Source organism: Gordonia sp. PS3, assembly GCF_041950545.1.
Taxonomy (GTDB): Bacteria; Actinomycetota; Actinomycetes; order Mycobacteriales; family Mycobacteriaceae; genus Gordonia; species Gordonia sihwensis.
Window position 1 is genome coordinate 3,791,770 of sequence record NZ_CP169524.1, and the last position, 14,408, is coordinate 3,806,177.

Genomic DNA, 14,408 nt, shown 5'->3' on the forward strand with positions numbered 1-14,408 from the left:
GCTCGGGGTAGCCGGAGAGGACTCACCGACAGCGAACCGAAGGAGCACGTCATGACCGCGACAACTGTGGTATACGCCCCCGGGACCAGCGTGCGGTGCCGTCTGGCGTCCGGTCACGTCGCCGACTGCGTCGTGGTGGCCGTGCGGCACTTCCCGGTCGACTTCCTCGAGGTGCAGTTCGAGCAGGACGGCCGCCGGATGGCGTTCACCGGCTCGGCGATCGCGAGTGCGATCACACCGGTCTAGGCTCGACGCGCACACGCGAAGCCGCCCACCCCGACGTAGGGGTGGGCGGTTGTCGTGCGGGCCGAGGCCGCGGGTCAATGCAGCGTCGCCGTGCCGACCCGGTCGACCAGTTCGGTGTCTCCGCCGCGCTGGGCGCAGTGCACACAGCAGAACACCCTGCCATCCGACTGCACGCCGTGCCCGATGATCGGCGTGTCGCAGACCGTGCAGCGGGGCGCGTGTCCCGCAATCGCACACTCGAAGCTGTCGTAGACGCCGCGTCCTTCACGGCCCTCCACCGAGATCAGCAGCGCATGTTTGTACTCGTTTCCGCATATGTCACAGACCGCCATGTCGGCTCTCCTTCCGTCGGTCTGCTGTGCAACGGCCAGAAGGCGGCGGACAGGGAGATCCCCGTCCGCCGCCGACGGTCAGTCGACTCAGCTCTGACCGCCTCCGCCGCCGTGGCTGTGCTCGCCGCCGCGGACCTTGGCCTCGTGGGGCTCGTTCTCGGCGCCCTTCTTGCCCGCCTCATGCGGGTCTGCGCCTTCGGACGAACCGAACTGACCGGGGCTGGACTCTCCGCCCTTGCGGGCCTGCTCCTCTGTGTCCGACCGGTTACCGAACTGGCCGGGGTTGTTCGGATCTGCCATGAGAACTCTCCTTCCCTCAGGTGGGGCGTTCTCCCCCACAGTCAGTGAGTACCCGCGTGCACGGGCGTCAAACCCCGACGCCGCATCGGATCGAGAATGCGGTGGTCGGCCGATACCGCGGTCCGGCACGGTCTTGTCACTATCCTGAGAGCCATGGTTATGGCAGACCGCGACGGTGTGAAGACAGCCTCCGGACCGATCACCGCGCTGACGGTGGTGGGTCTGGTCGACAACATGCTCAACGGGCTGGCTCGGGTGCCCTTCAGTCGGCCTTTCCAGGGCGCAGGGGGAATCCTCGACAACATAGGTCAGTCCGTCACCCGGGCCACGGTCCGATCGTTCCTGGGATACTCGGTCAGCCTGCCGATCGAGGATTTCCGCTCCATGGAGAAGATCCTCGACACCGTGTGCGGGGCCATCCTCCATCCGGTGGTCGGATACTTCGGCGGCGTCGAGATCGAGAGCGACGTCGTCGGCGGCCAAGAGGGCGTCTGGTGCCGTGAGAAGGTCGCCGTGCGCGAGGCCGATCCGGAGGTGAAGGCGCGCGACAAGACCATCCTGTATCTGCACGGCGGCGGCTACTTCGGCACCACCCCGAACATGTATCTGATGTTCGCTGCAGCACTCGTCCGCCTCACGGGATGCCAGGTGTTCATCCCCGACTATCGGATGGCGCCGGAGTTCCCGTTCCCCGCCGCGTTGCACGACGCGGCCGATGCCTACCAGGGGCTGATGGACCTCGGTATCCCCGCCGAGGACATCATCGTCGCCGGCGACTCCGGCGGCGGCGGGCTCAGCACCTCGCTGGTCGTCTACCTGCAGGAGCAGGGCATGCCGAAGCCGCGGTCGTTGGTGCTGTTCTCGCCCGAGGTCGACCTCGACCTGTCGCAGGACTCCATCGTCGACAACGCGTCGAAGGATGTCCTGCCCTGGAACATCCCCGTCACCTTCTATCTCCGGGGCATCCAGCCCAACGACGAGCGGGTCTCGGCGGTCTACAGCCATCCGGATCCGGAGTGGTTCCCACCCACGTTCGTGTGCTGGGGCGGCGAGGAGATGTTCCGCGACGCGATCCGGGAGTTCGCCGAGCGGTTGCGCGAGGGCGGCGTGAATCTGCATGCGATGGAGGAACCCGGCATGTTCCACGTCTTCCCCATCCTGATGCCGTGGGCCGAGTCCGCCAAGCGCGTGTTCACGACGATTCGCGAGCTCGCCAAGGAGAACCTCGAATCCGACCCGCGGCCCCAGCCGACCGTCGCACCGGTGCCCTGAACTCGGGCGATTCCGGCTTCCCCGCCTCCGGCGCGGTGCGTACTGCGCTACCGTGAGGCATCCGTTTCGACTGCTATGGGGGAGTCAGCATGCCGTATCTCGGTGGAATCGTCTTCTTGATCTGGGTGGCGGCGTTGATCGACGTGATCATCGCCGACGAGTTCCGCGTCCGTCACCTGCCGAAGGTCGCCTGGGTGCTGATCGTGATCCTGATTCCGCTGGCCGGATCGCTGGTCTGGTTCCTGGTCGGCCGCCCCGAAGGCGGTGCTCCCGTGCCACCCCGGACCACCGGCTTCCCCGAATACGAGCGTCCCGAGTACAAGGCGGCGATCGCCGCCCGCGAGGAAGAGGAGTTCCGTCGCCGGGTTCGCGAACGGGCCGAGGCGCAGCGCCGCCGTGCCGAAGACGATGGGGAGTGACTGCGCCGCACGGCCATCGTGAACGGACGGCGCGTGCCGGTCGGGATTCAGCGGACTGAGGAGCGCGTCTCTACTGTCCGCCCGGATTCTCAACACGCCGGTAGCGCAAAGCCATCGCCCCCGACCGGAACTCCTCACGGTGCACCAGCTCGAGTCGGATGCGCTCGCGCAGACCCGACAGCAATGTCGGCCCGTGCCCGGCCAGGACCGGCTGGACGATGAACTCGTACTCGTCGATGAGGCCCGAGTCGGCCAAGGCCAGCGGGAGCGTCACTCCGCCGACCCACAGTCCCCCGCCAGGTTCCTGTTTGAGCCGCCGAACCGCTTCCCCGACATCTCCCGACACCAACTCCGCATTCCAGTCGACGGTGGCCAGGGTGCTCGACACCACGTACTTCTTCGCCCCGTCGATCGCCTCCGCGAACGGAACCTCCCACTGTTCCATCCAGTCCGGCCATACGCCGGTCGGCGGTCTCCGCCACGCCGACTCCATCATCTGATACGTCACCCGGCCGAGGAGCAGAGCATCGGCTCTCGCCATCTCGGCTGTCCAGTAGGCCATCGACTCCTCGTCCGGCGCGATCCCCGCCTCGTGATGACAGCACCCGTCGAGCGTCACGTTGATCGAGTATCGGAGTGGTCGCATCGCTCTCTCCTCAGCTCGTGAAGTTCCAGCTCAGTGCAGCGTACGACGGATCACCGGTCGGGAGACGGTCGACGGTGACAATGCGGCGGGAACTCGACTAGATCTCGGTGAGCACTTCTCCGGCAGGGAATGGGAGTGTGAATTCGTCGCCGACGTCACCGATGGCGTCGGAGACCGCGGTGGTGACAATGACGCGATCCGAGTAGAGCTGCCGGATCCGCACCGTGTATCCGCGGTAGTGAAACCGGTTGCGCAGGAACCCCAGCCCGCGCTCCTCGAGTGCTTCCTCGGCTGCGGACCAATCGGCCACTGGCTCCAGCGGCCGGCCCAGACGGTCGAACGGAATCAGGTCGGGCGCCTGAGACTCGAGGTCGATCCATCCGACGACTTCTCCGTCCTCACGACGGTGTGGGATCCAGTGACTGGGGATGGCGCTCATGGCTTCGCACGCTACCCGGGAGGTTGGCCATTCTTGGTGGTGTGGTGCCTCGAAATGTGCCCGAGGACGGAAAAGAGCTACCCCTCGTGAGAGGGAGTAGCTCTGACTTCTGTCGAAATTGTGGAGCCTAGGAGATTCGAACTCCTGACATCCGCCTTGCAAAGGCGGCGCTCTACCAACTGAGCTAAGGCCCCGTGCCGGGTCACCGGCCGGTGAATTCTGGTGGGCCTAGGAGGACTTGAACCTCCGACCTCTTCGTTATCAGCGAAGCGCTCTAACCGCCTGAGCTATAGGCCCTTGAACCGAGAATGAAGATTACCCGAACCGCGATACATCTCCAAAACGGCTGGTCACAGCGCTAGTCAAGATCCGCGAGCGTCACCTCGACACCACCGACCATGTCCGCGCACACGTTGTAGATGTAGGCCGAGATGGTGGCGAGGGCTGTGAGAAGAATCGCAGCGACGACACCGAAGAGCGCACTGAACATGAATACCTGGCCGCCGCTGATCAAGTCCTGACCGCTGGTGCTGCCGTCCGCACTGACGAGCGTGCCGAAGGAACTGTTGATCTGATCCCAGATGCCCATGCCGCCCAGCACGCCGTAGAGGATGGCGACGGCGATCATCCAGATGAAGAACCCCGCGACCGAGAGGACCCCGGTCACCTTGAAAACCGACCACGGGTCGACGCGGCGGATCTGAACCGCGGCACGCAGCGGCGTGCCGACGGCCCGGGCGGGGATCGTCTGACTCGCGGCGCGGGCGATGGCCTGTTCCTTCGCCTGCTCGGTGTGATGAATGGAGTCCAGATCGGGCAGCTCGTCCTTCGGCGCGAGATCCTCGCGCGGAATGTTCCGCGTCTCCGACTCGACGAAGGGGGCGAGCTTGGCCGCTCCCGCAGCAGCCGGAGCGGCCGGGGCTTGCGGCTTGGCACCCGGCTGGTTCGCACCCGGCTGGGGGCCGGCCGGCGGTCCCGCAGGACCGGGCTTTCCGGGCTGAGGCGTCTGCCCCTGCTGAGCCTTGACCGCCGGCATCGGACCGGAAGGCGGACTCGACGGGACCGGTGGCTTCGACTCCGTCCGCGGGGAAGCACCCGAGACAACGCCGCGCGGGGGCGGACCGCCGGGACGGTCGTCGCCGACCGTCCCGGCGGCCTTGGCCATCTCCCCCGCGGTCAGCCCGGTCGCGGCGGAGGTCTCCGCACGCTTCCACGGCGGGGGCACGACCCCGCGTTCGACGTTCTTGTCGTCCGGCTGATTCGGTGTGCTCACAGGCGATTCCTCACTGAACGGGTACTACCCCAAACCCTAACCGCTGAGATGGGCTAGTTGTCGTCTGCCGCGCCCTCGTCCTCATCGGGCTCGTCCGCATTGCGCGCGATCGCGATGAGGTTGTCGCCCTCGGACAGATTCATCAGGCGCACGCCCTTGGTCTGCCTGCCGGCCTTTCGGACCTGCTTGGCCTTGGTGCGGATCACGCCTCCACTAGAGGTGATCGCGTAGATCTCGCTGTCGAGATCGACGACGAGAGCACCCACCAGGTCGCCGCGCTTGGGATCGTGCTGAATCGTCAGCACGCCCTTGCCGCCGCGGCCCTGCGCCGAATACTCCTCGATGTCCGTCCGCTTGGCGTAGCCGCCCGACGTCGCGACCAGCAGGAAGGTGTCGGGCCGGACAACGGTGAGGCTGAGCAGCTCATCGTCGGCATTGAACCGCATACCCTGCACACCCGAGGTCTGACGTCCCATCGGTCGCAGCGTCTCGTCGTCGGCGGTGAAGCGGATCGACTGACCCTTCTTCGACACCAGCAGCAGGTCGTCGTCGGCGCTGCACAGACGCGCGCCGACCAACTCGTCGTCGCCCCGCAGATTGATCGCCGCGATGCCGCCGGAGCGGTTGGAATCGAAGGCGTCCAGCCGCGACTTCTTGACCAGTCCGTTGCGGGTGGCGAGCACCAGGTACGGCGCGTCGTCGTAGCCGGAGATCCGGATCACCTGCGCGATCCGCTCCTCCGGCTGGAAGGCCAGCAGGTTCGCGACGTGCTGGCCGCGGGCGGTGCGGTTGGCCTCCGGCAGTTCGTAGGCCTTGGCGCGGTAGACGCGACCCTTGGTGGTGAAGAACAGCAGCCAGTCGTGGGTGCTCGAGACGAAGAAGTGGGCGACGATGTCGTCCTGCTTCAATCCGGCGCCCTGGACTCCCTTGCCTCCGCGCTTCTGGCTGCGGTAGAGATCGGTCTTGGTGCGCTTGGCGTACCCGGTCTCGGTGATCGTGACGACGACGTCCTCGCGGGCGATCAGGTCCTCGTCGGTCACATCGCCCTCGGCCGGAATGATCCGGGTGCGGCGATCGTCGCCGTACTTGTCGACGACCTCCTTGAGTTCGTCCCTGACGATGGCGCGCTGGCGTTCCGGGCGGGCCAGGATGTCCTTCAGGTCGGCGATCTCGCGCTCGATCTCGGCGAGTTCGTCGATGATCTTCTGCCGCTCGAGTGCCGAGAGTCGACGCAGCTGCATGGCCAGAATCGCATCGGCCTGGATCTCGTCGATGTCGAGCAGATCCATCAGGCCGGTCCGTGCCGCCTCGGTGTTGGCCGACGCGCGGATGAGGGCGATGACCTCGTCGAGCGCGTCGAGCGCCTTCACCAGACCGCGCAGGATGTGTGCGCGCTCCTCGGCCTTGCGCAGCCGGTACCGGGTGCGCCGGATGATGACGTCGATCTGATGCGCCACGTAGAGGCGGATCATCTGGTCGAGCCGCAGGGTGCGCGGCACACCGTCGACGATCGACAGCATGTTGGCGCCGAAGTTGGTCTGCAGCTGGCTGTGCTTGTACAGGTTGTTGAGCACCACGCGAGCCACGCCGTCACGTCGCAGGGTGATGACGATGCGCAGGCCGGCACGATCGGACGACTGGTCCTCGATCTTGCTGATGCCCTTGAGCTTGCCGTCGTTGACCTGTTCGGCGATCGAACTGATCAGATTGTCCGGGTTCACCTGGTACGGGAGCTCGGTGACGACCAGCTGAGTGGTGCCCTTGACCTCCTCGATGTCGACCACCGAGCGCATGCGAATGCTGCCGCGGCCGGTCATGTACGCGTCGCGGATGCCCTGGCTGCCGACGATCAGTCCGGCGGTCGGGAAGTCCGGCCCCTTGACGGCCTCCATGCAGGCGGCGAGCGTCGCCTCCTCGTCGGCCTCCGGGTTCTCCAACGCCCAGAACACGGCGTCCGCGACCTCGCGCAGATTGTGCGGCGGGATGTTGGTCGCCATACCGACCGCGATGCCGCCGGAACCGTTGATCAGCAGATTCGGGACGCGCGACGGCAGCACCGTCGGCTCCTGCGTCTTGCCGTCGTAGTTCGGGATGAAGTCGACGGTCTCCTCGGTGATGTCGCGCAGCATCTCCATGGCCAGCGGAGTGAGTCGGGCCTCGGTGTATCGCATGGCGGCGGCGCCGTCGTTGCCTCGCGAACCGAAGTTGCCCTGACCATCGATGAGCGGGTACCGCATCGACCACGGCTGCGCCAGACGCACCAGCGCGTCGTAGATCGAGCTGTCGCCGTGCGGATGGTAGTTACCCATCGTCTCCGACACCGGGCGGGCCGACTTCACGTAGCCGCGGTCGGGACGGAAACCGGCGTCGAATGATGCGTACAGAAGCCGGCGGTGCACCGGCTTGAGGCCGTCGCGGACCTCCGGCAGGGCGCGTCCGACGATCACGCTCATGGCGTAGTCGATGTAGCTGTTCTGCATCTCCTGCCCGAGATCGACGGGCTCGATGCGGTCCCCGCCGTTGTTCTCTGGCAGATCAGTTTCGTCGCTCATGAATCACTTTCCTGCGGCCAACGCCGCGTGCTGGCATCGGGTGCGGTCCCCGGCACTGCCGGGATCCGCGGAGTCGAAGTCGGTGGACGGATCAGACGTCGAGGAAGCGAACGTCCTTGGCGTTGCGCGCGATGAAGGTGCGGCGTGCCACCACGTCCTCGCCCATGAGGATCGAGAACAGTTCGTCGGCGGCAGCGGCGTCGTCGAGGGTGACCTGCTTGAGGACACGGACCTCCGGATCCATCGTGGTCTCCCACAGCTCGCTGGCGTTCATCTCGCCCAGACCCTTGTAACGCTGGATGCCGTCGTCCGGGTTGATCTTCTTGCCCGCGGCGCGGCCGGCCTCGAGCAGCGCGTCGCGCTCGCGGTCGTTGTACGCGAACTCCGGCTCGGCGCCCTTCTGCCACTTGAGCTTGTACAGCGGGGGCATCGCGAGGAAGACGTGTCCCTGTTCGATCAACGGCCGCATGAAGCGGAACAGCAGCGTGAGCAGCAGCGTCGCGATGTGCTGACCGTCGACGTCGGCGTCGGCCATCAGCACGATCTTGTGATAGCGCAGCTTGCTGATGTCGAACTCATCGTGGATGCCGGTGCCGAAGGCGGTGATGATCGACTGGACTTCGGCGTTCTTGAGAACGCGGTCGATGCGGGCCTTCTCGACGTTGATGATCTTGCCTCGCAGCGGCAGGATCGCCTGGTACATCGAGTCGCGGCCCGACTTGGCGGAACCGCCCGCGGAGTCGCCCTCCACGATGTAGACCTCGCACTTGCTGGGGTCGTTGCTGCGGCAGTCGGCGAGCTTGCCGGGCAGGCCGCCGATGTCGGTCGCGGTCTTGCGGCGGACGAGCTCACGTGCGCGACGCGCTGCGAGTCGGGCCTGCTGCGAATCCGCGGCCTTGCGGATGATGGTCTTGGCCTCGGCCGGGTTCGCGTCGAACCACATCGCCAGGTGCTCGTTGCACGTCTTCTGGACGAAGCTCTTGACCTCGGTGTTACCGAGCTTGGTCTTGGTCTGGCCCTCGAACTGCGGGTCGGCCACCTTGACGGAGATGACGGCGGCCAGACCCTCTCGGATGTCGTCGCCGGAGAGCTTGCCGTCCTTCTCCTTGATGAGCTTCTTGTCGATCGCATAGCGATTGACCGTGCTGGTCAGCGCCGCGCGGAAGCCCTCTTCGTGAGTACCGCCCTCAGCGGTGTTGATGGTGTTGGCGAAGGTGTGGACCGACTCCGCGTATCCCTCGTTCCACTGCATCGCGATCTCGACCTCGTGGCCCTCACCCTTGGCGGTGAAGCCGACGACGGTCTTGTGGATCGGGGCCTTGGTGCGGCTGTTGAGGTGCTTGATGTAGTCGATGAGGCCGTCCGGGTAGTGGTACGTCCGCGTCTTGACCTTGGCGATGGCCGTAGCCTTCTGCTCTTCGGTCTTGATGCTGGCGTCGCCGTCCTCCGACTCCTCCACCTCTGCCTCGAGCACGGCCTCGTGGACCCGCTCGTCGGTCAGGGTGATGGTGAGGCCCTTGTTCAGGAAGGCCATCTCCTGGAGCCGCCGGGCGATCGTCTCGATGTTGTACTCGGTGGTCTCGAAGATCTTCCCGTCGGCCCAGAAGGAGACGCTGGTCCCGGTGCCGGACGCGGCCTCGCCCTCGACGAGCGGACCCGGCTCGGCGTTGGTGTACGTCTGCCGCCACACCGAACCGTTGCGCTTGATCTCCAGCTCGACCTTCGTGGACAGCGCATTGACCACCGAGATGCCGACGCCGTGCAGACCGCCCGACACCGCGTATGAATCGGAGTCGAACTTACCGCCGGCGTGCAGCTGGGTCATGATGACCTCCACCGCGGGCACACCCGTAGCATGCATGCCGACGGGCATGCCACGACCGTCGTCCACGACGCGGATGCCGCCGTCGGCCAGCAGGGTCACGTCGACGCGGGTGGCGTAGCCGGCCATCGCCTCGTCGACCGAGTTGTCGACGACTTCCCAGATCAGGTGGTGCAGACCGCGCTCACCGGTGGAACCGATGTACATGCCGGGACGCTTGCGGACAGCTTCCAGACCCTCGAGGATGCTGATCGAGTCGGCACCGTATTCGCTCGGCTTGGACTTGCCTGACTTCTTAGGTGCGTTGCCGCTGGTGTCTGCCACTCCGGTCAGCTCCCATTCGTGTTGGGGACAGTTACCGACCAGTGTACTTGGTAATCAACCCAGAGCCGCGTTTACCACGCCCCAGTAGCGACGGAGACCGACGAACTTGGTTCAAGCCGGGACCGATCATGGGTCGATCCGGTTTAAAGCCTCTCGTGTCGAAATCGGGCGATCGTTGCGCGGCTCAGCCGTACGTGTCGCGCGGACCGCGTCCGGAGATGTGCCGCGGCCCCTTCCGCCAGGACGGCGCCTGGGGGCCGGTGATCCGCAGACTCGTCACCATTCCGTGGCCGATCACCTTCGCGATCTTCGCGATGATCTGACCCTGCATGTACCGCAGCTGTGTGGCCCACGCCGTCGACTCGGCCCTGACGTGCAGGACGGTTCCCTCGAGCCTCGTCGGGTCGGCGTGGGAGGCGATGTCGTCGCCGACGATCGACGGCCACATGCCGAACAGCGCGCCCTCGGAGATGCGGGACTCCCAGCCGTGCTGCTTGGCGACCCTGCCGACCATGCTTCCCAGCGGTTGCGGGTCACGGGGGTCCGGACCTGCTCCTGACCAGCGCCGACGCGATCGATCACTGGTCCGGCGCCTGCTTCTGATGGGTGCTGACCGTCCCATGCCGACGGGTTTGCCCTGAGCGCGGGCCAGCGCCCGGGCCTCTTCCAGAGCAGCCCTCGCGAGGTCGTACCCCGACAGCCCCTCCGGCTGCACAGTGGGTTTCTCGTCAGTCATCATCACTCCCCTCGTCCGGAGCGGTATCCGCGCCGGACGCCCCGGCCGAGGTCGGTCCCCCTTCGGGCGCGTCGTCGGCGGTCACCACCGAGTGCCTGCGACCATCATCGTCGGTGACTCCGACACAGATCCGGCGTCCGCCGATCGATTCGGGGATGTCGTCGGCGACGGCGGCGGTGATCAGCAGCTGATCGGCGCCGGAGGTGAACTCGGCCAGCAGTCTGCGCCGGGTGACGTCGAGTTCGGCGAAGACGTCGTCGAGCATGATGATCGGTTCGACGCCGTCGGCCCGCAGCAGTTCGACACTGCCGAGCCGCAGCGACAGCGCGAACGACCAGCTCTCGCCGTGGCTGGCGAAACCCTTCGCGGGTTCGTCGCCGAGACCGAGCAGGAGGTCGTCGCGGTGCGGTCCCACCAGGCACATCCCCCGCTCTATCTCCTTGCTGCGCAGTTCGGCGAGACGCTCGGCGAGGATGTCGCGGATCGCGGGCACCGCGTCGTCACCGCCTGGGCTGGCGTCGACGGCGGCGCCGGCGGCGGACCGGTACGAGATGTGCGCGGGCCTCGAGTGCGGGGCGATCGACGAGTAGGCCTCGGTGACGAACGGGGCGAGCTGCCGCACCACCGCGATGCGGGAGGCGGTGACCTGCGCACCCGTCTCGGCGAGTTGGGCGTCCCACACGTCCAGGGTTCCGAGCACCGAATCGGCCTGTGACCCGCCCCGGCGCATCGCCGCACTCGCAGTCTTGAGCAGCGCGGATCGCTGTCGGAGAACCCGGTCGTAGTCGGCCTTCGCGCCCGCCGCGAGCGGTCGCAGCTGCGCCACCAGTTCGTCGATGAAGCGGCGTCGCTCCCCCGGTTCGCCGCGCACGAGTGCGAGGTCCTCGGGTGCGAACAGCACCGCGCGCAGGATTCCGAGCACTTCGCGGGTGCGCCGAACCGGTCGCGTGTTGATCGTCGCCTTGTTGGCGCCCTGGGCCGGGATCGTCAGCTCGACGGTGAGTTCGCGGCCGTCGTTCTCCACCGTTGCTGTCACCCGAGCCGCCTCGGCGTCGGTCCGCACCAGCGGAGCGTCCGACGAGACCCGATGCGAGCGCAGGGTCGCGACATAGAACAGCGATTCGAGGAGATTGGTCTTGCCGAAACCGTTGCGACCGACGAAGACCGTGGTCCCGGGCGACAACGTGAACTGCGCGTGCGGCCAGGACCGGAAGTCGCGCAGAGTCAGCTCGCGAACGAACAACGAACCGCTACCTCGCCGTCACGAGTTCGGCGTTGCGGGCTCGCCGGAGCTCTGACCACCGGTCTCGTCGATGCTCTGACCACCGGTCTCGCCGACGCTCTGACCAGCGGTCTCGCCGATGCTCTGACCAGCGGTGTCGATCATCGCGTGGCCGCCGAACTGGTTCCGCAGAGCCGAGACGGCCTTCAGCGCCGGCGACTCGTCCTGCCGGGAGGCGAATCGGGCGAAGAGTGCCGCGGAGATCACATTCGCGGGCACCGCATGCCTGATCGCCTCCTCCACCGTCCAGCGACCTTCGCCGGAATCAGTGGTGTAATCCGAGATCCCGGCGAGGCCGGGATCGGCGTCCAGCGCCCGGACCAGCAGTTCCAGCAGCCACGACCGCACCACCGTACCCTGGGTCCAGGCCCGGAGCGTGCCCGTCACATCTTCGATCAGCGGCTCGGCATCGAGCAGTTCGTACCCCTCGGCGTAGGCGTGCATCAGCCCGTACTCGACGCCGTTGTGCACCATTTTCGCGTAGTGACCGGCGCCGACGGGGCCGGCGTGCACGAAGCCGTCTTCACGCTCTCCGTCCGGACGGAGAGCGTCGAAGATCGGCATCACCGTCTCGACGTCGGCCTTTGAGCCGCCGACCATGAGACCGTAGCCGTTCTCGAGACCCCACACGCCACCCGAGACTCCGCAGTCGAGGTACCCGATACCACGCTCGGCGAGCAGGTCCGCGTGGGGCCGATCGTCGGAGTAGTGCGAGTTGCCGCCGTCGATGACGATGTCGCCCGGAGCGAGAAGATCGGCGAGAGCGGCGACGTTCTGCCTGGTGATGTCCCCGGCGGGAACCATCAGCCACACCGCGCGCGGAGTCGACAACGCGCCGACCATCGCCTCGAGGCTCTCCGCGTCCGACACCTCGGGCCGCGGGTCGTAGCCGACCACCTCGTGTCCGGCGGCCCTCATTCGGGTGCGCATGTTGGCGCCCATCTTGCCGAGTCCTACGAGTCCGAGTTGCATGGCGTCCTCTCCGGGAAGGAATTCAGGTCGGCTGCAGAGGCTCAGCCCGGGAGACGGACCGGCATCAGCAGATAGCTGAATTCGCTCGCCGACGCGGCGTAAGCACCCGACTCGTCGGCGGCCGGCTCGTCACCGGAAGACGGCCGCAGCACCGCCGGGCGGATCGCCGCACGACGCTGGCCCGAGCCGTCCGGTTCCGGGTTGGTGAACCCGAACTCCACCGTGTCGGTGCCGATCGCCGCCAGTCCGTCGAGCAGATAGTGGGGGTTGAACGCGATGATGATCGGTTCGCCGTAGAACTGGACAGGCAGCTCTTCCTCGGCCTTTCCGGCTTCGTCGCCGCCCGCGGTGAGCAGCACCGAGTCGCTGGAGAAGTCGAGCCGCACCTGGGCGCCGCGTTCGGCCACTAGTGAGACGCGCTTGATGGATTCGATCAGCGGGGCACTTTCGACCACCGCGATCGAGGTGTGGTTGGCCGGAAACAGCTGGCGGAACTTCGGGAACTCCGCATCCAGGAGCCGGGTGGTGGTCTTCTTCGCGTTGTTGGTGATGCCGAGCATCCCCTCGGAGCCGATCGCGTTCACGGCGCCGAACGCGAGTTCGACGTTGCCGGTGGCGTCGGCACCGGCCGACTTCGCGGCTTCGGAGAGGGTCTTGGCGGGAACGAGCGCCGCACCGGCCGCACTCGCATCCGCCGGGTTCCATTGCAGCTCGCGGACCGCGAGCCGGAAGCGGTCGGTGGCCGCGAGAACCACTTTGTCGCCGTCGATCTCGACGCGAACACCGGTCAGCATCGGCAGGGTGTCGTCCTTGCCCGCGGCCACGGCCACCTGCGAGACGGCTTCGGAGAACAGCTCTGCAGGAACCGATCCGGTGTTCTGCGGCACTTCGGGCAGCTCGGGGTAGTCCTCGACCGGCATCGTCGGCAGCGAGAACTTGGCACTGCCGCAGCTGATCGCGACGCGGCTGCCGTCGATCGTGACGTCGACCGGCTTGTTGGGCAGCGCCTTGGTGATGTCGGCGAGCAGCCGGCCCGAGACCAGGGCTTTTCCGCCTTCGGCGACTTCGGCCGAGATGGTCTGGGTGGCCGAGACCTCGTAGTCGAAACCGGCTACCTGGAGTCCGTGCTCGTCCGCGGTCAGGACGACGCAGCCGAGAACAGGGACGGGCGGCCGGGAAGGCAGGCTCCGGGCCACCCACGCGACAGCATCGGCGAACTCGTCACGCACGACACGAAACTTCATCGGTGGTGTAACCCCTTCTCGACATGCCGGGTCTGGCGCAGGGTGCAGCAGGGCCCGGCGGTGGTTGGTCGCAGAACCCCACTGTAGAGCGCTTCGGCCTCGGATGCGGAACCGGATCGATAACTCGGTCGCGACTTCGGAGCGTCCGGCGAAGCGGACGCGGTCGCGCGGTCGCCGCAGGCTGTGTATGCACACAGCTTCTTTTAAAAGATGTTCTTCAAAGAAGAAATCTTCTTAGTAATAGGCGGTGTGAGTTCTGTGGGTAACAGCTCGTCTGTGCTGGTCACGGCCTCCGACGAGGTGTGGACTCCCGGTGGACGAGGGCGGTGGATGAATCGGGGCGGTTGTGGACGGATCGAACTGTTCAACCGACACGCACCTGTTGTCCACAGAAATCGCCCCTGTTGTCACCAGATCATCCACACGTGCGACGCACGCGCGTCCTGGGCTTTTCCATGGGGTCCCCCTCGCGGAGGAATCGTGAAAAAAGTCGGCGGCGGACTCGTCAGAGTCTGCCGCCGACGTCGAGAGTGCGCGCCAGTGTACCGA

At 66.5% G+C, this 14,408-nt stretch carries 14 protein-coding genes and 2 tRNA genes; 3 read left to right on the top strand and 13 right to left on the bottom strand.

Annotated features, from left to right (window positions below; genetic code table 11):
* Positions 1 to 51: 51 nt before the first annotated feature.
* Positions 52 to 246: a hypothetical protein gene (locus ACE11G_RS17550; protein ID WP_045537118.1), complete on the top strand. Its 195-nt coding sequence runs from the start codon at positions 52 to 54 to the stop codon at positions 244 to 246.
* A gap of 74 nt (positions 247 to 320) precedes the next feature.
* On the opposite strand, the gene ACE11G_RS17555 is transcribed toward ACE11G_RS17550, so the two are convergent.
* Positions 321 to 578 carry a hypothetical protein gene (locus ACE11G_RS17555; RefSeq protein ID WP_006896781.1) on the bottom strand — a complete coding sequence of 86 codons (258 nt, stop codon included), beginning with the start codon at positions 576 to 578 and terminating at the stop codon, positions 321 to 323.
* 87 nt (positions 579 to 665) lie between these two features.
* A complete protein-coding gene (locus tag ACE11G_RS17560) occupies positions 666 to 878 on the bottom strand; it encodes a hypothetical protein (protein ID WP_006896780.1) in 213 nt (70 codons plus the stop codon).
* Between the two features lie 153 nt (positions 879 to 1,031).
* Here ACE11G_RS17560 and ACE11G_RS17565 point away from each other — a divergent pair, with 153 nt between their 5' ends.
* The gene (locus tag ACE11G_RS17565; protein WP_039867593.1) at positions 1,032 to 2,150 is read left to right on the top strand and encodes an alpha/beta hydrolase; all 1,119 of its coding nucleotides are present in this window, start codon (positions 1,032 to 1,034) and stop codon (positions 2,148 to 2,150) included.
* 89 nt (positions 2,151 to 2,239) lie between these two features.
* Complete coding sequence (locus ACE11G_RS17570) at positions 2,240 to 2,569, top strand: PLD nuclease N-terminal domain-containing protein (protein WP_006896778.1); 330 nt, start codon at positions 2,240 to 2,242, stop codon at positions 2,567 to 2,569.
* Between the two features lie 70 nt (positions 2,570 to 2,639).
* Here ACE11G_RS17570 and ACE11G_RS17575 read toward each other — a convergent pair whose 3' ends face one another.
* The 11 genes from ACE11G_RS17575 to dnaN form a co-directional block, all read right to left on the bottom strand.
* On the bottom strand, positions 2,640 to 3,215 hold the full coding sequence (locus tag ACE11G_RS17575; RefSeq protein WP_006896777.1) for a dihydrofolate reductase family protein: 576 nt from the start codon (positions 3,213 to 3,215) through the stop codon (positions 2,640 to 2,642).
* A 97-nt stretch (positions 3,216 to 3,312) separates the two neighbouring features.
* Positions 3,313 to 3,654: a hypothetical protein gene (locus ACE11G_RS17580; protein WP_006896776.1), complete on the bottom strand. Its 342-nt coding sequence runs from the start codon at positions 3,652 to 3,654 to the stop codon at positions 3,313 to 3,315.
* Between the two features lie 121 nt (positions 3,655 to 3,775).
* A tRNA-Ala gene (locus ACE11G_RS17585) sits at positions 3,776 to 3,848 on the bottom strand.
* Between the two features lie 26 nt (positions 3,849 to 3,874).
* Positions 3,875 to 3,951, bottom strand: a tRNA-Ile gene (locus tag ACE11G_RS17590).
* A 61-nt stretch (positions 3,952 to 4,012) separates the two neighbouring features.
* Positions 4,013 to 4,927, bottom strand: coding sequence for a DUF3566 domain-containing protein (locus tag ACE11G_RS17595; protein WP_375003259.1), 915 nt, complete (start codon positions 4,925 to 4,927; stop codon positions 4,013 to 4,015).
* A 53-nt stretch (positions 4,928 to 4,980) separates the two neighbouring features.
* Positions 4,981 to 7,479: a DNA gyrase subunit A gene (gyrA, locus tag ACE11G_RS17600; RefSeq protein ID WP_006896774.1), complete on the bottom strand. Its 2,499-nt coding sequence runs from the start codon at positions 7,477 to 7,479 to the stop codon at positions 4,981 to 4,983.
* 91 nt (positions 7,480 to 7,570) lie between these two features.
* Positions 7,571 to 9,625: a DNA topoisomerase (ATP-hydrolyzing) subunit B gene (gyrB, locus tag ACE11G_RS17605; RefSeq protein WP_006896773.1), complete on the bottom strand. Its 2,055-nt coding sequence runs from the start codon at positions 9,623 to 9,625 to the stop codon at positions 7,571 to 7,573.
* Between the two features lie 184 nt (positions 9,626 to 9,809).
* Entirely contained in the window at positions 9,810 to 10,361 is a 552-nt protein-coding gene (locus tag ACE11G_RS17610) for a DUF721 family protein (RefSeq protein WP_006896772.1), read from the bottom strand.
* Positions 10,354 to 11,604: a DNA replication/repair protein RecF gene (gene recF / locus ACE11G_RS17615; protein ID WP_006896771.1), complete on the bottom strand. Its 1,251-nt coding sequence runs from the start codon at positions 11,602 to 11,604 to the stop codon at positions 10,354 to 10,356. The genes ACE11G_RS17610 and recF overlap by 8 nt, the downstream gene beginning before the upstream one ends.
* 18 nt (positions 11,605 to 11,622) lie before the next feature.
* Entirely contained in the window at positions 11,623 to 12,615 is a 993-nt protein-coding gene (gnd, locus tag ACE11G_RS17620; protein ID WP_375003262.1) for a phosphogluconate dehydrogenase (NAD(+)-dependent, decarboxylating), read from the bottom strand.
* Positions 12,616 to 12,656: 41 nt separating this feature from the next.
* Positions 12,657 to 13,859, bottom strand: a complete 1,203-nt coding sequence (gene dnaN / locus ACE11G_RS17625) for a DNA polymerase III subunit beta (protein WP_006896769.1) — start codon at positions 13,857 to 13,859, stop codon at positions 12,657 to 12,659.
* Positions 13,860 to 14,408 lie beyond the last annotated feature (549 nt).

Bases quoted from the DNA above. Each gene is read 5' to 3' on its own strand.
- ACE11G_RS17550 (WP_045537118.1), top strand. From the start codon at position 52: ATGACCGCGACAACTGTGGTATACGCCCCCGGGACCAGCGTGCGGTGC.
- ACE11G_RS17555 (WP_006896781.1), bottom strand. From the start codon at position 578: ATGGCGGTCTGTGACATATGCGGAAACGAGTACAAACATGCGCTGCTG.
- ACE11G_RS17560 (WP_006896780.1), bottom strand. From the start codon at position 878: ATGGCAGATCCGAACAACCCCGGCCAGTTCGGTAACCGGTCGGACACA.
- ACE11G_RS17565 (WP_039867593.1), top strand. From the start codon at position 1,032: ATGGTTATGGCAGACCGCGACGGTGTGAAGACAGCCTCCGGACCGATC.
- ACE11G_RS17570 (WP_006896778.1), top strand. From the start codon at position 2,240: ATGCCGTATCTCGGTGGAATCGTCTTCTTGATCTGGGTGGCGGCGTTG.
- ACE11G_RS17575 (WP_006896777.1), bottom strand. From the start codon at position 3,215: ATGCGACCACTCCGATACTCGATCAACGTGACGCTCGACGGGTGCTGT.
- ACE11G_RS17580 (WP_006896776.1), bottom strand. From the start codon at position 3,654: ATGAGCGCCATCCCCAGTCACTGGATCCCACACCGTCGTGAGGACGGA.
- gyrA (WP_006896774.1), bottom strand. From the start codon at position 7,479: ATGAGCGACGAAACTGATCTGCCAGAGAACAACGGCGGGGACCGCATC.
- ACE11G_RS17610 (WP_006896772.1), bottom strand. From the start codon at position 10,361: ATGACTGACGAGAAACCCACTGTGCAGCCGGAGGGGCTGTCGGGGTAC.
- gnd (WP_375003262.1), bottom strand. From the start codon at position 12,615: ATGCAACTCGGACTCGTAGGACTCGGCAAGATGGGCGCCAACATGCGC.
- dnaN (WP_006896769.1), bottom strand. From the start codon at position 13,859: ATGAAGTTTCGTGTCGTGCGTGACGAGTTCGCCGATGCTGTCGCGTGG.